The following is a 14980-nucleotide window of genomic DNA, read 5'->3' on the forward strand; positions in this document are numbered from 1 at the left end:
TCTATGCTTCCACTGTCGCCGCACGATCCGCAAGATGAGCCCCTTCGCCAGACAATGGACGATGCGCACTTCGCCATCGTGGTGCTTGCGGTGACCTCTGTTACGCTTATAATCTTCGTCCTGTTGGTGACGCTCTGGATGAGTTAAAAAGAGAATCGTAAGCGGCAGGGAGGTTCAGAAGGAGTAAAGTATGGAATCGCGAGATGACAAACTGATCGCCATTATTGGTCTGCTGGCCGCCTGCTTGATCGGCGTGGTTTTTCTCTTTGCTATGACCTGGCTCACCGATGTCCGCCATCCCGCCGATCCGTCGCTTGAAGTACAGAGCTGCACGCCGAAAAAACCGCCCGTTCACCCCTCCTGAAATCTGGTCTGAAACTTGATCTGCTGACTGCGCAGCACCAGCGCCAGCCCCTCATGCAGCGTGCGGTTGCCGTTGGGATCGCCCAGCCCGAACAGCGCGCCCGGCGAACGGCGATCGTCAGCCCAGGCGGGATATTCCACCACCGGATAGAGGGAAACGCCCTCCAGGCCGACGCCCTGATCGAGCGCCAGCATCACCTCTTCGCTAATATGCTGCAGCCAGGGGGCGCGCGCTTCGCCTTCCGCGCCGGTTTCCGCCAGCAGCAGCGGGCGCTGGTAGCGCTGCCAGCACTGCGCCAGCAGGCGATGCAGCGGCTGGCGCAGCGGATGGGTCGCCGACATCGGCTCGCCGGGAAAGAACCAGTGATTGTCGGGATAGTAGTTGAGTCCGAGAATATCGAGGCAATCCTCGCTGCCGCCTAGCTCGCTGTCGATGCGGCCCGCCAGCATATCCCAGGCTTCAAACTGCGCCTGATGCTGCACGTCGGCGTAGGGTTTGCTGTCGGGATTATGGGGATCGCTGGCGATCTGCACCAGCGGATCGGTAAGTACGAAGCGCGCTTCAGGATAGATCTCGCGGATAGCGTGGATCGCCGCCAGCGAGGCGCGCACCAGCTGACGCTTCAGCTCTCTGCCGCGGTTGGCGACGTGGGGATTGAACCAGGCGACGTCGGCTCCGGCCCATGACCAGAATGAAATCTGGTTAATGGGCGTGAAGAAGGGGCGCTCGATGCCCTCATCGCGCATCAGCTGCGCCATGGCGCGGGCGAAACGGGCGAAATGCTCGATAAACGACGCCTTCCAGATATTCAGATGATCGGGATAGCCGAAGTGCGCCAGCTCCCAGATAATCTCCATCTCATGACGTCTGGCCGCCTGCACCATCGGCAGGAAGCTGCTCCAGTCGTAGCGGTGCGGCTCTTTTTCAATCAGATACCAGCGCGCGCCGTCGCGCGCCGTATGCAGACGCTGCGCCGCCAGCGCGGCGTAATCTTTATCCAGCAGCATATCGTGGCCGCTGCTGATCACCATGTCCAGCCGCTTGCCCGCGGTGCGGCAGGCGGTAGAGCAGGGGAAGCTGCCCTGAAAAAAACTTTTGAACAGCCGGGGATGGTGGCGCTGAAGCAGGGATGAATCTGACGTCATGGTCCGCTCCTGTAACTGGCCGGTCGTGATAGTCTGGCTAAGTCTAGCTGAAAAAACGGCGCTGTCTGGCTGCTCTCAGACTGCGCGTATAGCCATATCCGGCGAAGCGTTAAATAATAAGAGCGTGTCGATTATTCAGGGAACCCCAATGACCGAAGCGTTAAATCTGCTGACTAAAGTGCCTGACGTCAGCTGGCTTGAGGAGATTATCGGCCCGCGCAGCGCCCGCCATCCCGGCCTGAGCGGCATTCATCCGCTGGCGGACGGGCTCGACGCTTTCGCGGCCCGCTATCTGCTGATGGGCAAAGCGGAGCGCACGCTGGATGTACAGTATTACATCTGGCAGAACGATATGTCGGGACGCCTGCTGTTTAGCGCGCTGCTGGAGGCGGCCGGGCGCGGGGTGAAGGTGCGGCTGCTGCTGGACGACAACAACACGCCGGGCCTGGATGATACGCTGGCGCGTCTCGATCGCCATCCCAATATCACGGTGAAGCTGTTTAATCCGTTCTCGTTCCGCACCCTGCGCGCGCTGGGCTATCTCTCCGATTTCGCCCGGCTTAATCGCCGCATGCACAACAAGAGCTTTACCGTGGACGGCGTGGCGACCATTGTCGGCGGGCGCAACGTCGGCGATGAATACTTCGCGACCGGCAGCGAACCGCTGTTCGCCGACCTCGACGTGCTGGCGATCGGCCCGGTGGTGGAAGAGGTCTCGGAAGATTTCGAGCGCTACTGGCAGAGCAAGCCGGTGGCGCCGCTCAAGAGCGTGCTGGATGAGAGCGAGCATCAGGACGGCGAGGTGGCGCTGCCGCCCGACTGGCGCGACAGCGAAGCGGTGCAGCGCTATCTGGCGCGGCTGGAAAGCTCGCACTTCGTCAGCCAGCTGGAGCAGGGCACGCTGAGCATGACCTGGGCGCGCGCCCGTCTGCTGAGCGACGATCCGCGCAAGGGGCTGGGCCGGGCGAAGCGCAGGAACCTGCTGCCGCAGCGCATGCTGGAGGTGATCGGCGTGCCGCAGCAACAGTTCGATATCATCTCCGCCTATTTCGTGCCCACGCGCGCCGGCGTCGCCCAGCTGCTGGCGCTGAAGCGGCGCGGCGTGAAAATCGCTATTCTGACCAACTCCCTCGCCGCCAACGACGTGTCGGTGGTGCATGCGGGCTACGCCAAATGGCGTAAAAAGCTGCTGCGGCGCGGCATCGAGCTCTATGAGCTGAAGCCGCAGTCGGGCGTGCCCGACGCGCCGCACGACCGCGGTCTTACCGGTAACTCCGGCTCCAGCCTGCATGCCAAAACCTTTACCGTCGATCAGGAGACGCTGTTTATCGGCTCATTCAACTTTGATCCCCGTTCGGCGGTGCTGAATACCGAAATGGGGCTGGTGATTGAGAGTGAAGCGCTGGCGCGGCAGACCCATCAGCGCTTTAGCGCCGCCATGCGCGATCGCGCCTGGGCGCTGCGGCTCGACAAGTGGGGGCGCGTCAACTGGGTAGAGTATGCGGGGGAAGCGCAGGAGATTGTGCATAAGCATGAGCCGCGCTGCACCTGGGTGCAGCGCCTGCTGGTGCGGCTGGTATGGCGTCTGCCTATCGAGTGGCTGCTATAGGCGTCGAGCGCGCGGACGGCAGGGCGTCCACGCGCTCGTCTTACTATTGTTTCTGCGGCTTGCCGGAAAACAGAAAGCGCAGCAGCGGGATGCGCAGATGAATTTCATAGAGCAGAAACGCCACGCCGAACACCATCGCCAGCCCGACAAAGAAGCCCAGCGTGTTGTTGCCGATCTGCGGGGTGATGAAAATGCCGTAGAGCAGCGTCAGCGGATGGTGCACCAGGTAGATAAACAGCGAAGCGTTCACCAGATACATAATGCGCGGCGAGTGGGCGTTGAGCATACGGTGGCCGAAGCTGAAGCAGACGTTTAGCATGCAGAGCCCCATCAGCGTGGTAATCAACGCGTCGAGCTCATAGAGCCAGCCGTCGCCGCTGCTGTAGCGCTGATTAAGGCTATAGGCGATGAAAACCAGAATCGCGCCGAAGCACATCACCGGATTAAAGCGCACGAACAGCTGCTTCAGGGCAGGGTGCTTCCACGCCAGCGCGCCCAGCATAAAGAAGGGCAAAAACAGCAGCGTCTGCATCACCATAATGCTGAACAGGCCGTCCATCAGCAGCGCGGGGAAAAAGGTAAAGATCGCGCGGCGGAAAATATCCCACAGCAGCGCATAGCCCATAATCGCCAGCGTCACCTTGCCCCAGCCGATGCGGCTGTAATCGATATGCCGATGCTGGCGGCGCAGCCAGTTAAAGGTCAGCATGCCCAGCGCGGTAAGGATCACCAGCACCACCAGGAACCAGAGGTGCGAAATCAGCTCCCACATCAGGTTATTGAATTTGCCGTACAGCGTCAGCTGATCCCAGTTGCTCATCTTGTCCGACAGCGCGCGTAGCATAAAAAACTGCGGCAGCGTAATCAGCGGCACGGCGGTCAGCAGCGGAATGCCGACGCGCTCCAGGCGCACTTTCAGCCAGCGCTTCGCTTCGTAGCGCAGGTAGAGCATGTAGGAGAAGTAGCCTGAGATAACGAAAAAGACCTGCATGCGGAAGGCGTGAATAAAGTCATTCAGCACCGTCAGCCAGAGCGACGCTTCCTGACTATTGACGGCCCATTTTTGGGTGGAATAGATGAGGGAAACGTGAAACGGCACCCCCAGCAACATCAAATACGCCCGAATCGAATCGAGGAAATATTCACGTTCAGGTTTTCCTGTACTCATAAAGTTCCAGTTTGTTAGTACGTTTCGGCCAGTTTCCCCCTGAAACTGGTTTATGCCGCAGGGAAATTCTACCTGCTGTAAACAGCGTATACTATCAGTTGATTCTGGAACGTTTAATTGTCCTAAAAGCAGGCGTAGTCCTGACGAAACCCTGGAACATTCTTTTGGATATGCTGTCGGAAAAGCGAATAATCCTTTAAGATAAATGGGTTTGTACTTAGCACACGAAAGGGGGGGATGTGCTGATTAATGTAGAAAAAAAAGGCGGGCTGATGAAGATGCGCTGGCTTGGCGCGGCAGTTCTGCTGGCGTTGTACGCCAATAATAGCTGGGCGTTTAACCTTGATGATGTCGCAAAAGAAGCTAAAACGCTGGCAGGGAAAAGTTTTGAGGCGCCTAAGAGCAATTTACCCTCTCAGTTTCGTGAAATGAAATTTGCTGACTATCAGCAGATCCAGTTTAACCACGACAAAGCGTACTGGGGCAAACTGCGTACGCCGTTCAAGCTTGAGTTCTACCACCAGGGCATGTATTTCGACACGCCGGTAAAAATCAACGAAGTGACGGCTAACTCGGCGCGCGAAATCAAATACAGCCCTGACTATTTCAACTTCGGCAACGTTAAACACGATGCCGATTCGGTGAAAAATTTAGGGTTCGCCGGTTTTAAAGTGCTTTATCCGCTTAACTCGCGCGATAAAAAAGATGATGAGATCACCAGCTTCCTGGGCGCCAGCTACTTCCGCATCATCGGCGCCGATCAGGTGTATGGCCTGTCGGCCCGTGGCCTGGCAATCGATACGGCGCTGCCGTCCGGGGAAGAGTTCCCGCGCTTTAAAGAGTTCTGGATCCAGCGTCCTAAACCGCAGGATAAGCAGCTGGTGATCTATGCGCTGCTCGATTCGCCGCGTGCGACGGGCGCCTATCGCTTTACCGTGCATCCGGGCAAAGAAACCACTGTCGACGTTCAGTCGAAGGTCTATCTGCGCGACAAAGTCGGCAAGCTGGGCGTCGCGCCGCTGACCAGTATGTTCCTGTTCGGCGCCAACCAGCCTTCGCCGGTAACCAACTTCCGTCCGGAACTGCATGACTCCGACGGCCTGTCGATTCACAGCGGCAACGGCGAATGGATCTGGCGGCCGCTCAATAATCCGCGCCATCTGGCGGTGAGCACCTACACCATCGAAAGCCCGAAAGGCTTCGGTTTGCTGCAGCGCAGCCGCGACTTCAACCGCTATCAGGATCTCGACGATCGCTACGATATGCGTCCGAGCGGCTGGGTTGAACCGCTGGGCGACTGGGGCAAAGGTCGCGTCGAGCTGGTGGAGATCCCGACCGCGGACGAAACCAACGACAATATCGTCGCCTTCTGGACGCCGGAGAATCTGCCGGATCCGGGCAAAGAGATGAACTTCAACTACCGCCTGCACTTTACGCGCGACGAGAGCCAGCTTCACTCCGACGATACCGCCTGGGTGAAAAACACGCTGCGTTCGGCGGGCGACGTGAAGCAGTCTAATCTGGTGCGTCAGCCGGACGGGTCTGTCGCCTTCACCATCGATTTCGTTGGTAAAGCGATGAGCCAGATGCCGGATAACAGCCAGGTCGCGCCGCAGGTCAGCGTGGGCGATAACGGCGAAGTGGTTGAGCAGAGCGTACGCTATAACCCGGTCACCAAAGGCTGGCGTCTGGTGCTGCGTCTGCGCGTCAAAGATAACAAACAGCCTACCGAAATGCGCGCCGCGCTGGTTAGCGGCGACAAGACATTGACGGAAACCTGGAGCTATCAGTTACCTGCCAATGAATAATCCGACATTTATTCCTAAAAACTACGTGGAAGCCCTGCCGCTGGATGCGGCAGGGAAGGCCCGGTTAAGCGCCTCGCTGCAGCACGCCGAGGCGTTTCACTTCATTCACGATACGCTTGGCCAGGATGTAGCCGCCAGCGATCGTCCTGACGATGCGCCGCTCAAGTCGGTCTCGGCCCGCGTCAAAATGGCGTGGCCGGATTCGCTGGCCGATGGTGAGCAGTTCGGCAAGGATTATCTCGATCGCACCACGCTGAAGGCGATGCCGAAGGTTAAGCGCTCGCTGATGTTCCCGGAAGCCTGGCGCACCAACCCGCTGGTGCGCGCCTGGCGTTCGCTGCGCGGCGAAAAGCTGACGCATCGCTATGCCACGGCGGAAGAGCAGCGCGCCGAGGAGAAGTGGCGTCACGTCGGCTCAATTCGCCGCTATGTGCTGCTGATCCTTACCTTGTTCCAGACCGTCATCGCCACCTGGTACATGAAAACCATCCTGCCTTATCAGGGCTGGACGCTGCTCGACCCGATGGAGATGCTGAACCAGAACTGGCAACAGTCGGTGATGCAGATCCTGCCCTATGTGTTGCAGACCGGCATTCTGTTCCTGTTCGCCATTCTGTTCTGCTGGGTGTCGGCGGGCTTCTGGACCGCGCTGATGGGCTTCCTGCAGCTGCTGATCGGCCGCGATAAGTACAGCATTTCCTACTCGACGGTGGGCGACGAGCCGCTTAATCCTGAACATCGCACCGCGCTGATTATGCCGATCTGCAACGAGGACGTAGAGCGCGTCTTCGCGGGCCTGCGCGCCACCTGGGAATCGGTCGCGCGCACCGGCAACGCAGAGCACTTTGACGTTTACGTGCTGAGCGACAGCTACGATCCCGATATCGCCATCGCGGAGCAGAAGGCCTGGATGGAGCTGGTGCGCGACGTGGGCGGGGCCGGCAAAATCTTCTACCGCCGTCGCCGTCGCCGCGTGAAGCGTAAGAGCGGCAACATCGACGACTTCTGCCGTCGCTGGGGCAGCAACTACAGCTACATGGTGGTGCTGGACGCGGACAGCGTGATGAGCGGCGAATGTCTTACCGGTCTGGTGCGCATGATGGAAGCGAACCCCAACGCCGGGATTATCCAGTCGTCGCCGAAGGCGTCGGGCATGGATACGCTCTACGCGCGCTGCCAGCAGTTCGCCACGCGCGTTTACGGTCCGCTCTTTACCGCCGGCTTGCACTTCTGGCAGCTTGGCGAGTCGCACTACTGGGGACATAACGCCATTATCCGCGTTAAGCCCTTTATCGAGCACTGCGCGCTGGCGCCGCTGCCGGGCGAGGGCTCCTTCGCCGGATCGATCCTGTCGCACGACTTCGTCGAGGCCGCGCTGATGCGCCGCGCCGGCTGGGGCGTGTGGATCGCCTATGACCTGCCGGGTTCCTATGAGGAGCTGCCGCCGAACCTGCTGGACGAGCTGAAACGCGACCGTCGCTGGTGTCACGGCAACCTGATGAACTTCCGCCTGTTCCTGGTGAAAGGGATGCACCCGGTGCACCGCGCGGTGTTCCTGACCGGCGTCATGTCCTATCTCTCGGCGCCGCTCTGGTTTATGTTCCTGGCGCTCTCCACCGCGCTGCAGGTGGTGCATACGCTAATGGAGCCGCAATACTTCCTGCAGCCGAGGCAGCTCTTCCCGGTCTGGCCGCAGTGGCGTCCTGAGCTGGCGATCGCGCTCTTCTCGACAACGCTGGTGCTGCTGTTCCTGCCGAAACTGCTCAGCGTCGTGCTGATCTGGTTCAAAGGCGCGAAACCTTACGGCGGCGCGTTCCGGCTCTTTATCTCGTTGCTGCTGGAGATGCTTTTCTCCGTGCTGCTGGCGCCGGTGCGCATGCTGTTCCATACCGTGTTCGTGGTCAGCGCTTTCCTGGGCTGGGAAGTGGTGTGGAACTCGCCGCAGCGCGACGATGACGCTACGCCGTGGAGCGAAGCCTTCCGTCGTCACGGCTCACAGATGCTGCTCGGCATCGTCTGGGCAGTGGGCATGGGCGTGCTGGATCTCAACTTCCTCTGGTGGCTGGCGCCGATTGTCTTCTCGCTGATCCTGTCGCCGTTTGTGTCGGTGATGTCGAGCCGCGCGACGGTCGGGCTGAAGAGCAAGCGCGCGAAGCTGTTCCTGATCCCGGAAGAGTATGAGCCGCCGAAAGAGCTGGTGGACACCGATCGCTACCTGCAGCTCAACCGCGAGCGCGCCCTGAAGCACGGCTTTATGCATGCGCTGTTCCATCCGGCGTTTAACGCGCTGGCGACCGCGCTGGCGACCTCGCGTCACCGACAGAGCCAGCTGCTTGATTACGCGCGCGACCGCCGCGTCGATCAGGCGCTGAGCGATGCGCCCGAGAAGCTGAACCGCGAACAGCGTCTGCAGCTGATCAGCGATCCGGTGGTGCTGGCGCGCGTTCACTCACGCCTGTGGGAGAACGGCGATAAGTATCATCAGTGGGTAGAGAGCTATCAGAAGCTGGCGCTCAATCCGCTGGCGCTGCCGCCTCAGGCGGGTTAATATTCGCCAACCAAAAGCGGCAGCGATGCCGCTTTTTTTATGCGCGCGATTTAACGCTATTATTACGCTTTGATGGCGTAAGCAGGTGACAAAACAGATGCGCCATTATCTACACTAGCCGCTGGCTGAAACGAGTATCGCGAGTGAAAAGTTTGCTGAAAACAGTGATGGTCGCGCTAATGGCGCTGATATTAAGCGGATGCGGCAGTATTATTAGTCGCGCCGTGCCCGGACAGGGACACGGCAACCAATACTATCCTGGCGTGCAGTGGGATGTGCGCGACGGTCCATGGCGCGTGCTGACCATTCTCGATCTGCCGCTGTCGCTGGTGGTGGACACCATGCTGCTGCCGGTTGATGCCCACCACGGGCCCTATGAGTAATCAGAGCAGGCGGTCGGACTCGCTATTGTCATCATCCCACTCCTGCGCCGCCGCTTCGCCTTCTTCGCTGTCGATCGGCGGCTCAAGCTGAAACTCGCCCTCATCCCATTCATGCAGGGTATTTTCGGCTAACCACTCCTGGCGCAGCTCGACTTCGTCGAAATCGCCGTCAAATATCGCCTGCGCCGCCTCGCCGCTGCGGATCGGCAGGCATTCGCCGCTCTCGCCTTCTTCTTCAAAGAACTCTGCCTGCCACATAATATCGCCATCCTGCATCACATACTTCTGCAGGCCAAACTGACTGATGCTGGCATCCTCTTCTTCAATGTCGGGATGATCGGCGAGAAATTCTTCACGCGCAGCCTCGATGGCTTCTTCTAAGGTGCTGAACATGCTCATTACTCTTCTCCTTGCCTGATTAACGGGATGTCAGAGAAGGATAGACGAAATTTTTCAGGGGAAAGTGTGAAAAAGAGACGGTGGGCGAGAAACTCCTCCCACCGTCATCGATCAGAGTGACTTTTGCGGGAAGTGCAGCACCGGCCGCACCGTTTCGCGCATAACGGGCGCCGCATAGCGAATACAGCATTTAATACAGGGTTTGACTTTTTTAAAATTAATTCGCGCAATAGATAACGCCTGATTCAAATTATATAACGTGCCGATAAAAACGATATCCTCTTTATCCGGCATACGTTTACACTCTTTGCGGTGTAAATAATGGTAATTATCCTGATCGGTACTGATTGTCACGTAGTAATAGATGCCTTTATTCATTTTTATGTTCCTGCTAGAGATTCGCTGTGTGTAATCTTTTTATATTTTTTGAAGGGCAGTTAAATAATTAACTGTCACGACCGAAATTACCGATATGTATCTAATTGTTCAAATTCCATAAAAGTATAAAACAGCCAAATAATTGGCACAATGCTTATATGCAACAGGTCTAATCAGACAATGCCTTGTAAAATAAGTTAATTTTACTGGATACATAAGCTAATGCAAAGAATTGATTATGAAGAAATAGGAAAAGGCCTGGAGTAGGTGAAAATCAGATCCAAATAAGATAAATCGCAAACATTAATTTCCCAGCCGCTAATTAGCCATATTACGGGATAATGCCTGCTTTTGGCCATAATTAATTTAGCGCGCATAACCAATTAAAAAAGAGGATAAATCAATACCTGCTTTCCTTTAGTTTAGAGTGGACCTCATCGGCAGGTATAAAAGCTTTTTTTATTATGAAACAAAAGGTTGTGTGATTTAGCGCAAAGTTTTACGCGTTAGCGAAGATGATGCTTAAGGCCGGCGGACGACAGCGCGTCCGCCGGAAAGGACTCAGTAGCGAGAAGGCTCGCCTTCGGGACGCGTTTTGAAGCGACGGTGCAGCCACATATATTGCTCCGGCGCCAGCAGGACGCCTTCTTCCACCACTTTATTCATCTGCGCGGCGGTGGCGACATCGCTGTCGAGCGGGATCTGATCGCTGACGTCGGGCAGGATCAGCATCTGATAGCCGCGGCCGTGCGGCAGGCGGCGCGGAACGAAGGGAATGACGTGCGGCTTGCCGCTGCGGATCAGCAGGTAGGTGCCAACGGTGGTGGCGGCTTTTTCTACCGCGAAGAAAGGCACGAACACGCTGCTGCGCGGGCCGTAGTCGTGATCGGGCGCGTACCAGATAATATCGCCGTTTTTCAGCGCGCGGATCATGCCTTTCAGATCTTTGCGGTCGAGCATGCCTTTGTTGGAGCGCATCCGGCCCCAGGTCTGCAGCCAGTCGATCAGCTTGTTGTCATTGGGGCGATAGACGCCGATGCCGGGGTTATAGATGCCGAAAATACGCGCGCCCAGCTCCAGCGTCAGGAAATGCATGCCGATCAGCAGCACGCCGCGCTGCTCATCTTTCGCTTTTTGAATATGCTCAAGGCCGGATACATCAAACCACTTCTTGATGCGCCAGTCGGGCCAGAACCACGCCATGCCGGTTTCAATCAGCCCCATGCCTACCGACTCGAAGTTATGCTTTACCATCGCTTCACGTTCGCTGGTCGGCATATCGGGAAAGCAGAGCTCCAGATTGCGTCGGGCGATGGCGACGCGGCGTTTCAGAAAGCGTATTGCAATACGCCCTAATCCGCAGCCCAGCATATAGAGCAGCGGGTAGGGCAGCAGCACCAGCAGATAAAGAAAGCCGATGCCCAGCCAGGTCAGCCAGTAACGGGGATGAAGGAGTTCTCGGGAAAATTGCGGCAGTTGAGTCATATGAAAAAGCTTATCCTGCGTAATGCGCCTGATGGCGCCAATATCTCGTTGATTTTCCCCTATTGTGCCAGCTTTTCCTCTGCGCTGAAATAAACGCAGGGCGAATGCGTATATGGCCCGCTGAAAAGAAACCCGCGTGAAGGGGGCTTAAAAAGCGATCCAGATCAATTTTCTTTGCATCCTGGCCTATTGCTGTATCATGTGCCGCGCAATTTTTTATCCCAGACAGGAACGAACACCATGCCAGTGTTACATAACCTTGTTAACAATAAAGAGCTGAAGGCGCGCATGCTGGCGGAGACCGAACCGCGCACGACCGTCTCGTTCTACAAATATTTTCACATCGCCGATCCCAAAGCCTTTCGCGACGCGCTCTATCTTGGCCTGACCGAACTCAAGGTCTTTGGCCGCGTCTACGTCGCGAAAGAGGGAATCAACGCGCAGATCAGCGTGCCCGCCAGCCTCTATGAGAAGATGAGAGCCTGGCTGTATGGCTTCGATCCGGCGCTGAACAATCTGCGCATGAATATCGCGCTCGACGACGACGGCAAATCATTCTGGGTGCTGCGCCTGAAAGTGCGCGACCGTATCGTGGCGGACGGCATTGAAGACGAAAGCTTCGACGCCAGCGACGTCGGCACCTATCTGAAAGCGGCGGAAGTCAACGCGATGCTGGACGATCCCGACGCGGTATTCGTCGATATGCGCAACCACTACGAATATGAAGTGGGCCGTTTCGATAATGCGATGGAGATCCCGGCCGACACCTTCCGCGATCAGCTGCCGATGGCGGTTGAGATGCTGCAGGAGCAGAAAGATAAAAAAATCGTAATGTACTGCACCGGCGGCATTCGCTGCGAGAAGGCGAGCGCCTGGATGCGTCATAACGGCTTCGACGATGTTTACCATATCGAAGGCGGCATTATCGAGTATGCGCGCCGCGCGCGCGAGCAGGGCCTGCCGGTGCGCTTTAAGGGCAAAAATTTCGTCTTCGACGAGCGTATGGGCGAGCGCATCTCCGACGATGTGCTGTCGCAGTGCCACCAGTGCGGCGCGCCGTGCGATACGCACACCAACTGCGTCAACGACGGCTGTCATCTGCTGTTTATTCAGTGCCCGAGCTGCGCCGAGAAGTTCCACAACTGCTGTAGCCCGCTCTGTATGGAAGAGTCGCAGCTGTCGCCGGAAGAGCAGCGCGCGCGCCGCGCCGGTCGTGAAAACGGCAACAAAATTTTCAATAAGTCGCGCGGCCGTCTGACCATGGCGATCCCGTCGCCGGAGAAAGAGTAACGGTCTGAGCCTGACGCGCATGCGTCAGGCTTTTTTATCGCTTCAGCGGGTAAAGCGAGAGAGCGAGAAGGGCGTGAGATCAAACGAAAAGGGTTTATCGAGCGCGAACTCCGTCGCCAGCTCCCCCAGCACGCTGGCGAACTTGAAGCCATGTCCACTCAGGCCGGTGATAATCAGCCGATTCGGCTCGCCCGGCAGGGTATCGATTATAAAGTCTTCATCCGGGCTGATGTCGTAGCTGCAGGCTTCGCCGTGCAGACAAACCCCGACGCCAGGCAGGAATTTACGCAGAAACGCAAAGGCGTCGCTGCCGTCCTCGGCAAAACTGCCAAAGGGTTTGCGATCCTCCGGCTGGCTCATTGGCTGGCCGCCGTCGTGACGTCCCACCTTCAGCGCGTTGTTATCCGCCGGAAAGCCGTAAAAGTGGCTGCCGTTTTCCATCTCTACCGTAAAGCCGGGAAACTTGTTGTTTTCGCTGTAGCGGCCGTCGGCCTGATACCAGGCGAACACTTTACGCGTCGGCTTGAGCGGTAAATCCGGCACCAGCTTGCCGACCCAGGTCCCGGCGCTGATCAGCATCTTGCGCGCGCGGAAGGTGCCGTCTGCGGTGACCACCTGCTGCAGGTCGCCGTCGCGGCCAATCTGCGACACGCCGCAGTTAAAGAGCTGCGCGCAGCCCGCCTGCTCGGCGAGGGCGATCCAGCTGCGCACCGCCTGCTCGCACTTCAGATAGCCCGACTGCGGTTCGAAAACGCCGATATAGCCATCCGGCACGCTGATCTGCGGCCAGCGCTGGCGCACCTCTTCCGCCTGCAGCAGCTCTACGTCCAGCTTCCAGGCCTGCGCGCTGTCGATGACGTTGCGGATGAATTCAGAGTGAATGGGCGCGAGGTTGATGATGCCGCTGCGGTGCATGATGCGTTCGCCCGCCTGCTGTTCCAGCTCGTCCCAGAGGGTCTGCGCGCGCAGCACCAGCGGCACATAACGTTCGCCTTCGCCGTAGGCGTGACGGATCAGCCGCGTTTCGCCGTGATGCGCGCCCTGGGTATGCGGCGGATGGCTGGAATCGATCATCAGCACCGACAGGCCCGCCTGGGTGGCGTAAAAGCCCGCGGCGGCGCCAACGGACCCGCTGCCCACCACAATCAGATCATAAATCATTGAAGGGTAACTCCTGAAAGCCGTAACACGCCCAGCAGCATACCAGAATCAGAAATGAAAAAGGCACCCCTGAGGGTGCCCGTTCATCTGGCGGAGACTAATGTTTGGACTGGAAACGCTCCATTTGCTCGGCCGATTCGATCTTGGCAATGCCAGCTTCAAGAATAGAAATAAATTGTCTTGCCACGTCTGTTGTCAGCCAGTAGGTCGGTCCGACGTCTGCTTCTTCTTCTTTTTGATCCTGCGAGGAGAGCGAGTGCAAACGGATCATCATAGCGTCGTAGCTGTCTACGGTACTGATATCCCAGCCCACCAGCGGGTGAGTCTGAATAACGTCTTTATGATTACTGTCCATTATAACCTCCTTATTACTCGTTAAACGAAGTGCATGATGAGGTTCAATGCGGCTTTTTTATCCGATAGCGAGACAATTATAACAGAAAAAGCGTTCTATCCGATTAAAATGTGCGGAGAACAAAAAGTGAGCGAAATATTCGGCGTTAAAAAAGCGATTAAAAAAAATAAAATGCCTGACGCATCAGGCAGTTTTTTACGCGCTCGCGCACCAGTAAAAATCAGGCCAGCGGGTCAGCCGGCTGAACGCTGTGGGGCTTTTGCAGCGTCAGCGCCAGACGGGCGAAGTGCTGCTGTAGAGGTTCGTCGTGATTTTGATTTTGCGCCTCAAGCGTCAGGTGATGCACCAGCAGCTGAGCGGCGCGCTCGTCGAGGCAGAGGGTAAGGCTGGAGAAGGCGCTTTCCAGCACCGTCAGGCGACGTTGCTGATCGGCGATTAGCGCCAGCAGCTCACCGAAGGTCATGGCCTCTTCCGGGTTTTCTGTCATCATTTCATCTCAACTCCTGTTAAGCATAACGAGCGCAAGAATAGGCGATTGATCGATCAGAGTCTAGATGCAGGAAAACGTTCTGGCGAGGGGAGAGAGCGATAAAAAAGCCGGATGGCGACACCCGGCAAAAACTGCGCAGTGGCGGTTAATCGGTAATGAACCAGTCGTCAGCGCTTTCCCAGGTTTCCTGTAAAATATCGCTGATTCGATCGCGCGTCTCTTTGCCGCCGCCCAGCACGCTGAGCTGGTTCGCGGTGGCATAGCGCACTTTGACGTGGTTCTGGCCGTCGGGAAACTCTTCATCGATACGGCGGGAAAGTTCTGCCGTCAGCGCTTCCATTGCGCCGGACGGAAGCGGGGACGTTTTGGCAACGGTAATTTCAACACGCATAGCAGC

Annotated in this window: 15 protein-coding genes; 6 read left to right on the forward strand and 9 right to left on the reverse strand. The window is 57.4% G+C overall.

The features are described 5' to 3' along the window. The first annotated feature begins 190 nt into the window (after window positions 1–190). Window positions 191–364 (forward strand): hypothetical protein, encoded by a 174-nt coding sequence (locus AC6I7Z_RS07570; protein WP_187143625.1) that lies wholly within the window; start codon window positions 191–193, stop codon window positions 362–364. Here AC6I7Z_RS07570 and AC6I7Z_RS07575 read toward each other — a convergent pair. After that, window positions 352–1509 (reverse strand): glycoside hydrolase family 1 protein, encoded by a 1158-nt coding sequence (locus AC6I7Z_RS07575; protein ID WP_497813728.1) that lies wholly within the window; start codon window positions 1507–1509, stop codon window positions 352–354. The two genes, AC6I7Z_RS07570 and AC6I7Z_RS07575, sit on opposite strands and share 13 nt — an antisense overlap. Window positions 1510–1657: 148 nt before the next feature. Here AC6I7Z_RS07575 and AC6I7Z_RS07580 point away from each other — a divergent pair, with 148 nt between their 5' ends. Continuing rightward, window positions 1658–3118 (forward strand): phospholipase D family protein, encoded by a 1461-nt coding sequence (locus tag AC6I7Z_RS07580; protein WP_497813729.1) that lies wholly within the window; start codon window positions 1658–1660, stop codon window positions 3116–3118. Window positions 3119–3161: 43 nt separating this feature from the next. On the opposite strand, the gene mdoC is transcribed toward AC6I7Z_RS07580, so the two are convergent. After that, complete coding sequence (gene mdoC / locus AC6I7Z_RS07585; protein WP_497813730.1) at window positions 3162–4286, reverse strand: glucans biosynthesis protein MdoC; 1125 nt, start codon at window positions 4284–4286, stop codon at window positions 3162–3164. A 269-nt stretch (window positions 4287–4555) separates the two neighbouring features. Here mdoC and AC6I7Z_RS07590 point away from each other — a divergent pair, with 269 nt between their 5' ends. The 3 genes from AC6I7Z_RS07590 (at window position 4556) to AC6I7Z_RS07600 (ending at window position 9025) form a co-directional block, all read left to right on the forward strand. After that, window positions 4556–6094: a glucan biosynthesis protein G gene (locus AC6I7Z_RS07590; RefSeq protein ID WP_497815414.1), complete on the forward strand. Its 1539-nt coding sequence runs from the start codon at window positions 4556–4558 to the stop codon at window positions 6092–6094. Then, window positions 6087–8642 (forward strand): glucans biosynthesis glucosyltransferase MdoH, encoded by a 2556-nt coding sequence (gene mdoH / locus AC6I7Z_RS07595; protein WP_497813731.1) that lies wholly within the window; start codon window positions 6087–6089, stop codon window positions 8640–8642. Before AC6I7Z_RS07590 ends, mdoH begins: the two co-directional genes overlap by 8 nt. Before the next feature lie 167 nt (window positions 8643–8809). Next, window positions 8810–9025: a YceK/YidQ family lipoprotein gene (locus AC6I7Z_RS07600; RefSeq protein WP_075203257.1), complete on the forward strand. Its 216-nt coding sequence runs from the start codon at window positions 8810–8812 to the stop codon at window positions 9023–9025. On the opposite strand, the gene AC6I7Z_RS07605 is transcribed toward AC6I7Z_RS07600, so the two are convergent. The 3 genes from AC6I7Z_RS07605 to AC6I7Z_RS07615 form a co-directional block, all read right to left on the reverse strand. Continuing rightward, entirely contained in the window at window positions 9026–9424 is a 399-nt protein-coding gene (locus AC6I7Z_RS07605; protein ID WP_497813732.1) for a MysB family protein, read from the reverse strand. It lies immediately after the preceding gene. 111 nt (window positions 9425–9535) lie between these two features. Beyond that, a complete protein-coding gene (locus tag AC6I7Z_RS07610; RefSeq protein WP_033751035.1) occupies window positions 9536–9802 on the reverse strand; it encodes a hypothetical protein in 267 nt (88 codons plus the stop codon). A 561-nt stretch (window positions 9803–10363) separates the two neighbouring features. Then, a complete protein-coding gene (locus AC6I7Z_RS07615; protein ID WP_497813733.1) occupies window positions 10364–11287 on the reverse strand; it encodes a Kdo(2)-lipid IV(A) acyltransferase in 924 nt (307 codons plus the stop codon). 240 nt (window positions 11288–11527) lie between these two features. Here AC6I7Z_RS07615 and trhO point away from each other — a divergent pair, with 240 nt between their 5' ends. After that, the gene (gene trhO / locus AC6I7Z_RS07620) at window positions 11528–12577 is read left to right on the forward strand and encodes an oxygen-dependent tRNA uridine(34) hydroxylase TrhO (protein WP_497813734.1); all 1050 of its coding nucleotides are present in this window, start codon (window positions 11528–11530) and stop codon (window positions 12575–12577) included. Window positions 12578–12619: 42 nt separating this feature from the next. On the opposite strand, the gene solA is transcribed toward trhO, so the two are convergent. The 4 genes from solA to dinI form a co-directional block, all read right to left on the reverse strand. Then, on the reverse strand, window positions 12620–13738 hold the full coding sequence (solA, locus tag AC6I7Z_RS07625; RefSeq protein WP_497813735.1) for an N-methyl-L-tryptophan oxidase: 1119 nt from the start codon (window positions 13736–13738) through the stop codon (window positions 12620–12622). Window positions 13739–13835: 97 nt separating this feature from the next. After that, window positions 13836–14093: a biofilm formation regulator BssS gene (gene bssS / locus AC6I7Z_RS07630; protein ID WP_497813736.1), complete on the reverse strand. Its 258-nt coding sequence runs from the start codon at window positions 14091–14093 to the stop codon at window positions 13836–13838. A gap of 220 nt (window positions 14094–14313) precedes the next feature. Then, on the reverse strand, window positions 14314–14583 hold the full coding sequence (locus AC6I7Z_RS07635; RefSeq protein WP_033751017.1) for a hypothetical protein: 270 nt from the start codon (window positions 14581–14583) through the stop codon (window positions 14314–14316). A gap of 145 nt (window positions 14584–14728) precedes the next feature. Next, a complete protein-coding gene (gene dinI, locus AC6I7Z_RS07640; RefSeq protein ID WP_033751014.1) occupies window positions 14729–14974 on the reverse strand; it encodes a DNA damage-inducible protein I in 246 nt (81 codons plus the stop codon). Window positions 14975–14980 lie beyond the last annotated feature (6 nt).

The sequence above is a fragment of the Pantoea sp. X-Soil-MYKO-1289 genome (genome assembly GCF_059730625.1).

Bases quoted from the DNA above. Each gene is read 5' to 3' on its own strand.
- AC6I7Z_RS07570 (WP_187143625.1), top strand. From the start codon at position 191: ATGGAATCGCGAGATGACAAACTGATCGCCATTATTGGTCTGCTGGCC.
- AC6I7Z_RS07575 (WP_497813728.1), bottom strand. From the start codon at position 1,509: ATGACGTCAGATTCATCCCTGCTTCAGCGCCACCATCCCCGGCTGTTC.
- AC6I7Z_RS07580 (WP_497813729.1), top strand. From the start codon at position 1,658: ATGACCGAAGCGTTAAATCTGCTGACTAAAGTGCCTGACGTCAGCTGG.
- mdoC (WP_497813730.1), bottom strand. From the start codon at position 4,286: ATGAGTACAGGAAAACCTGAACGTGAATATTTCCTCGATTCGATTCGG.
- mdoH (WP_497813731.1), top strand. From the start codon at position 6,087: ATGAATAATCCGACATTTATTCCTAAAAACTACGTGGAAGCCCTGCCG.
- AC6I7Z_RS07600 (WP_075203257.1), top strand. From the start codon at position 8,810: ATGGTCGCGCTAATGGCGCTGATATTAAGCGGATGCGGCAGTATTATT.
- AC6I7Z_RS07605 (WP_497813732.1), bottom strand. From the start codon at position 9,424: ATGAGCATGTTCAGCACCTTAGAAGAAGCCATCGAGGCTGCGCGTGAA.
- AC6I7Z_RS07610 (WP_033751035.1), bottom strand. From the start codon at position 9,802: ATGAATAAAGGCATCTATTACTACGTGACAATCAGTACCGATCAGGAT.
- AC6I7Z_RS07615 (WP_497813733.1), bottom strand. From the start codon at position 11,287: ATGACTCAACTGCCGCAATTTTCCCGAGAACTCCTTCATCCCCGTTAC.
- trhO (WP_497813734.1), top strand. From the start codon at position 11,528: ATGCCAGTGTTACATAACCTTGTTAACAATAAAGAGCTGAAGGCGCGC.
- solA (WP_497813735.1), bottom strand. From the start codon at position 13,738: ATGATTTATGATCTGATTGTGGTGGGCAGCGGGTCCGTTGGCGCCGCC.
- bssS (WP_497813736.1), bottom strand. From the start codon at position 14,093: ATGGACAGTAATCATAAAGACGTTATTCAGACTCACCCGCTGGTGGGC.
- AC6I7Z_RS07635 (WP_033751017.1), bottom strand. From the start codon at position 14,583: ATGATGACAGAAAACCCGGAAGAGGCCATGACCTTCGGTGAGCTGCTG.
- dinI (WP_033751014.1), bottom strand. From the start codon at position 14,974: ATGCGTGTTGAAATTACCGTTGCCAAAACGTCCCCGCTTCCGTCCGGC.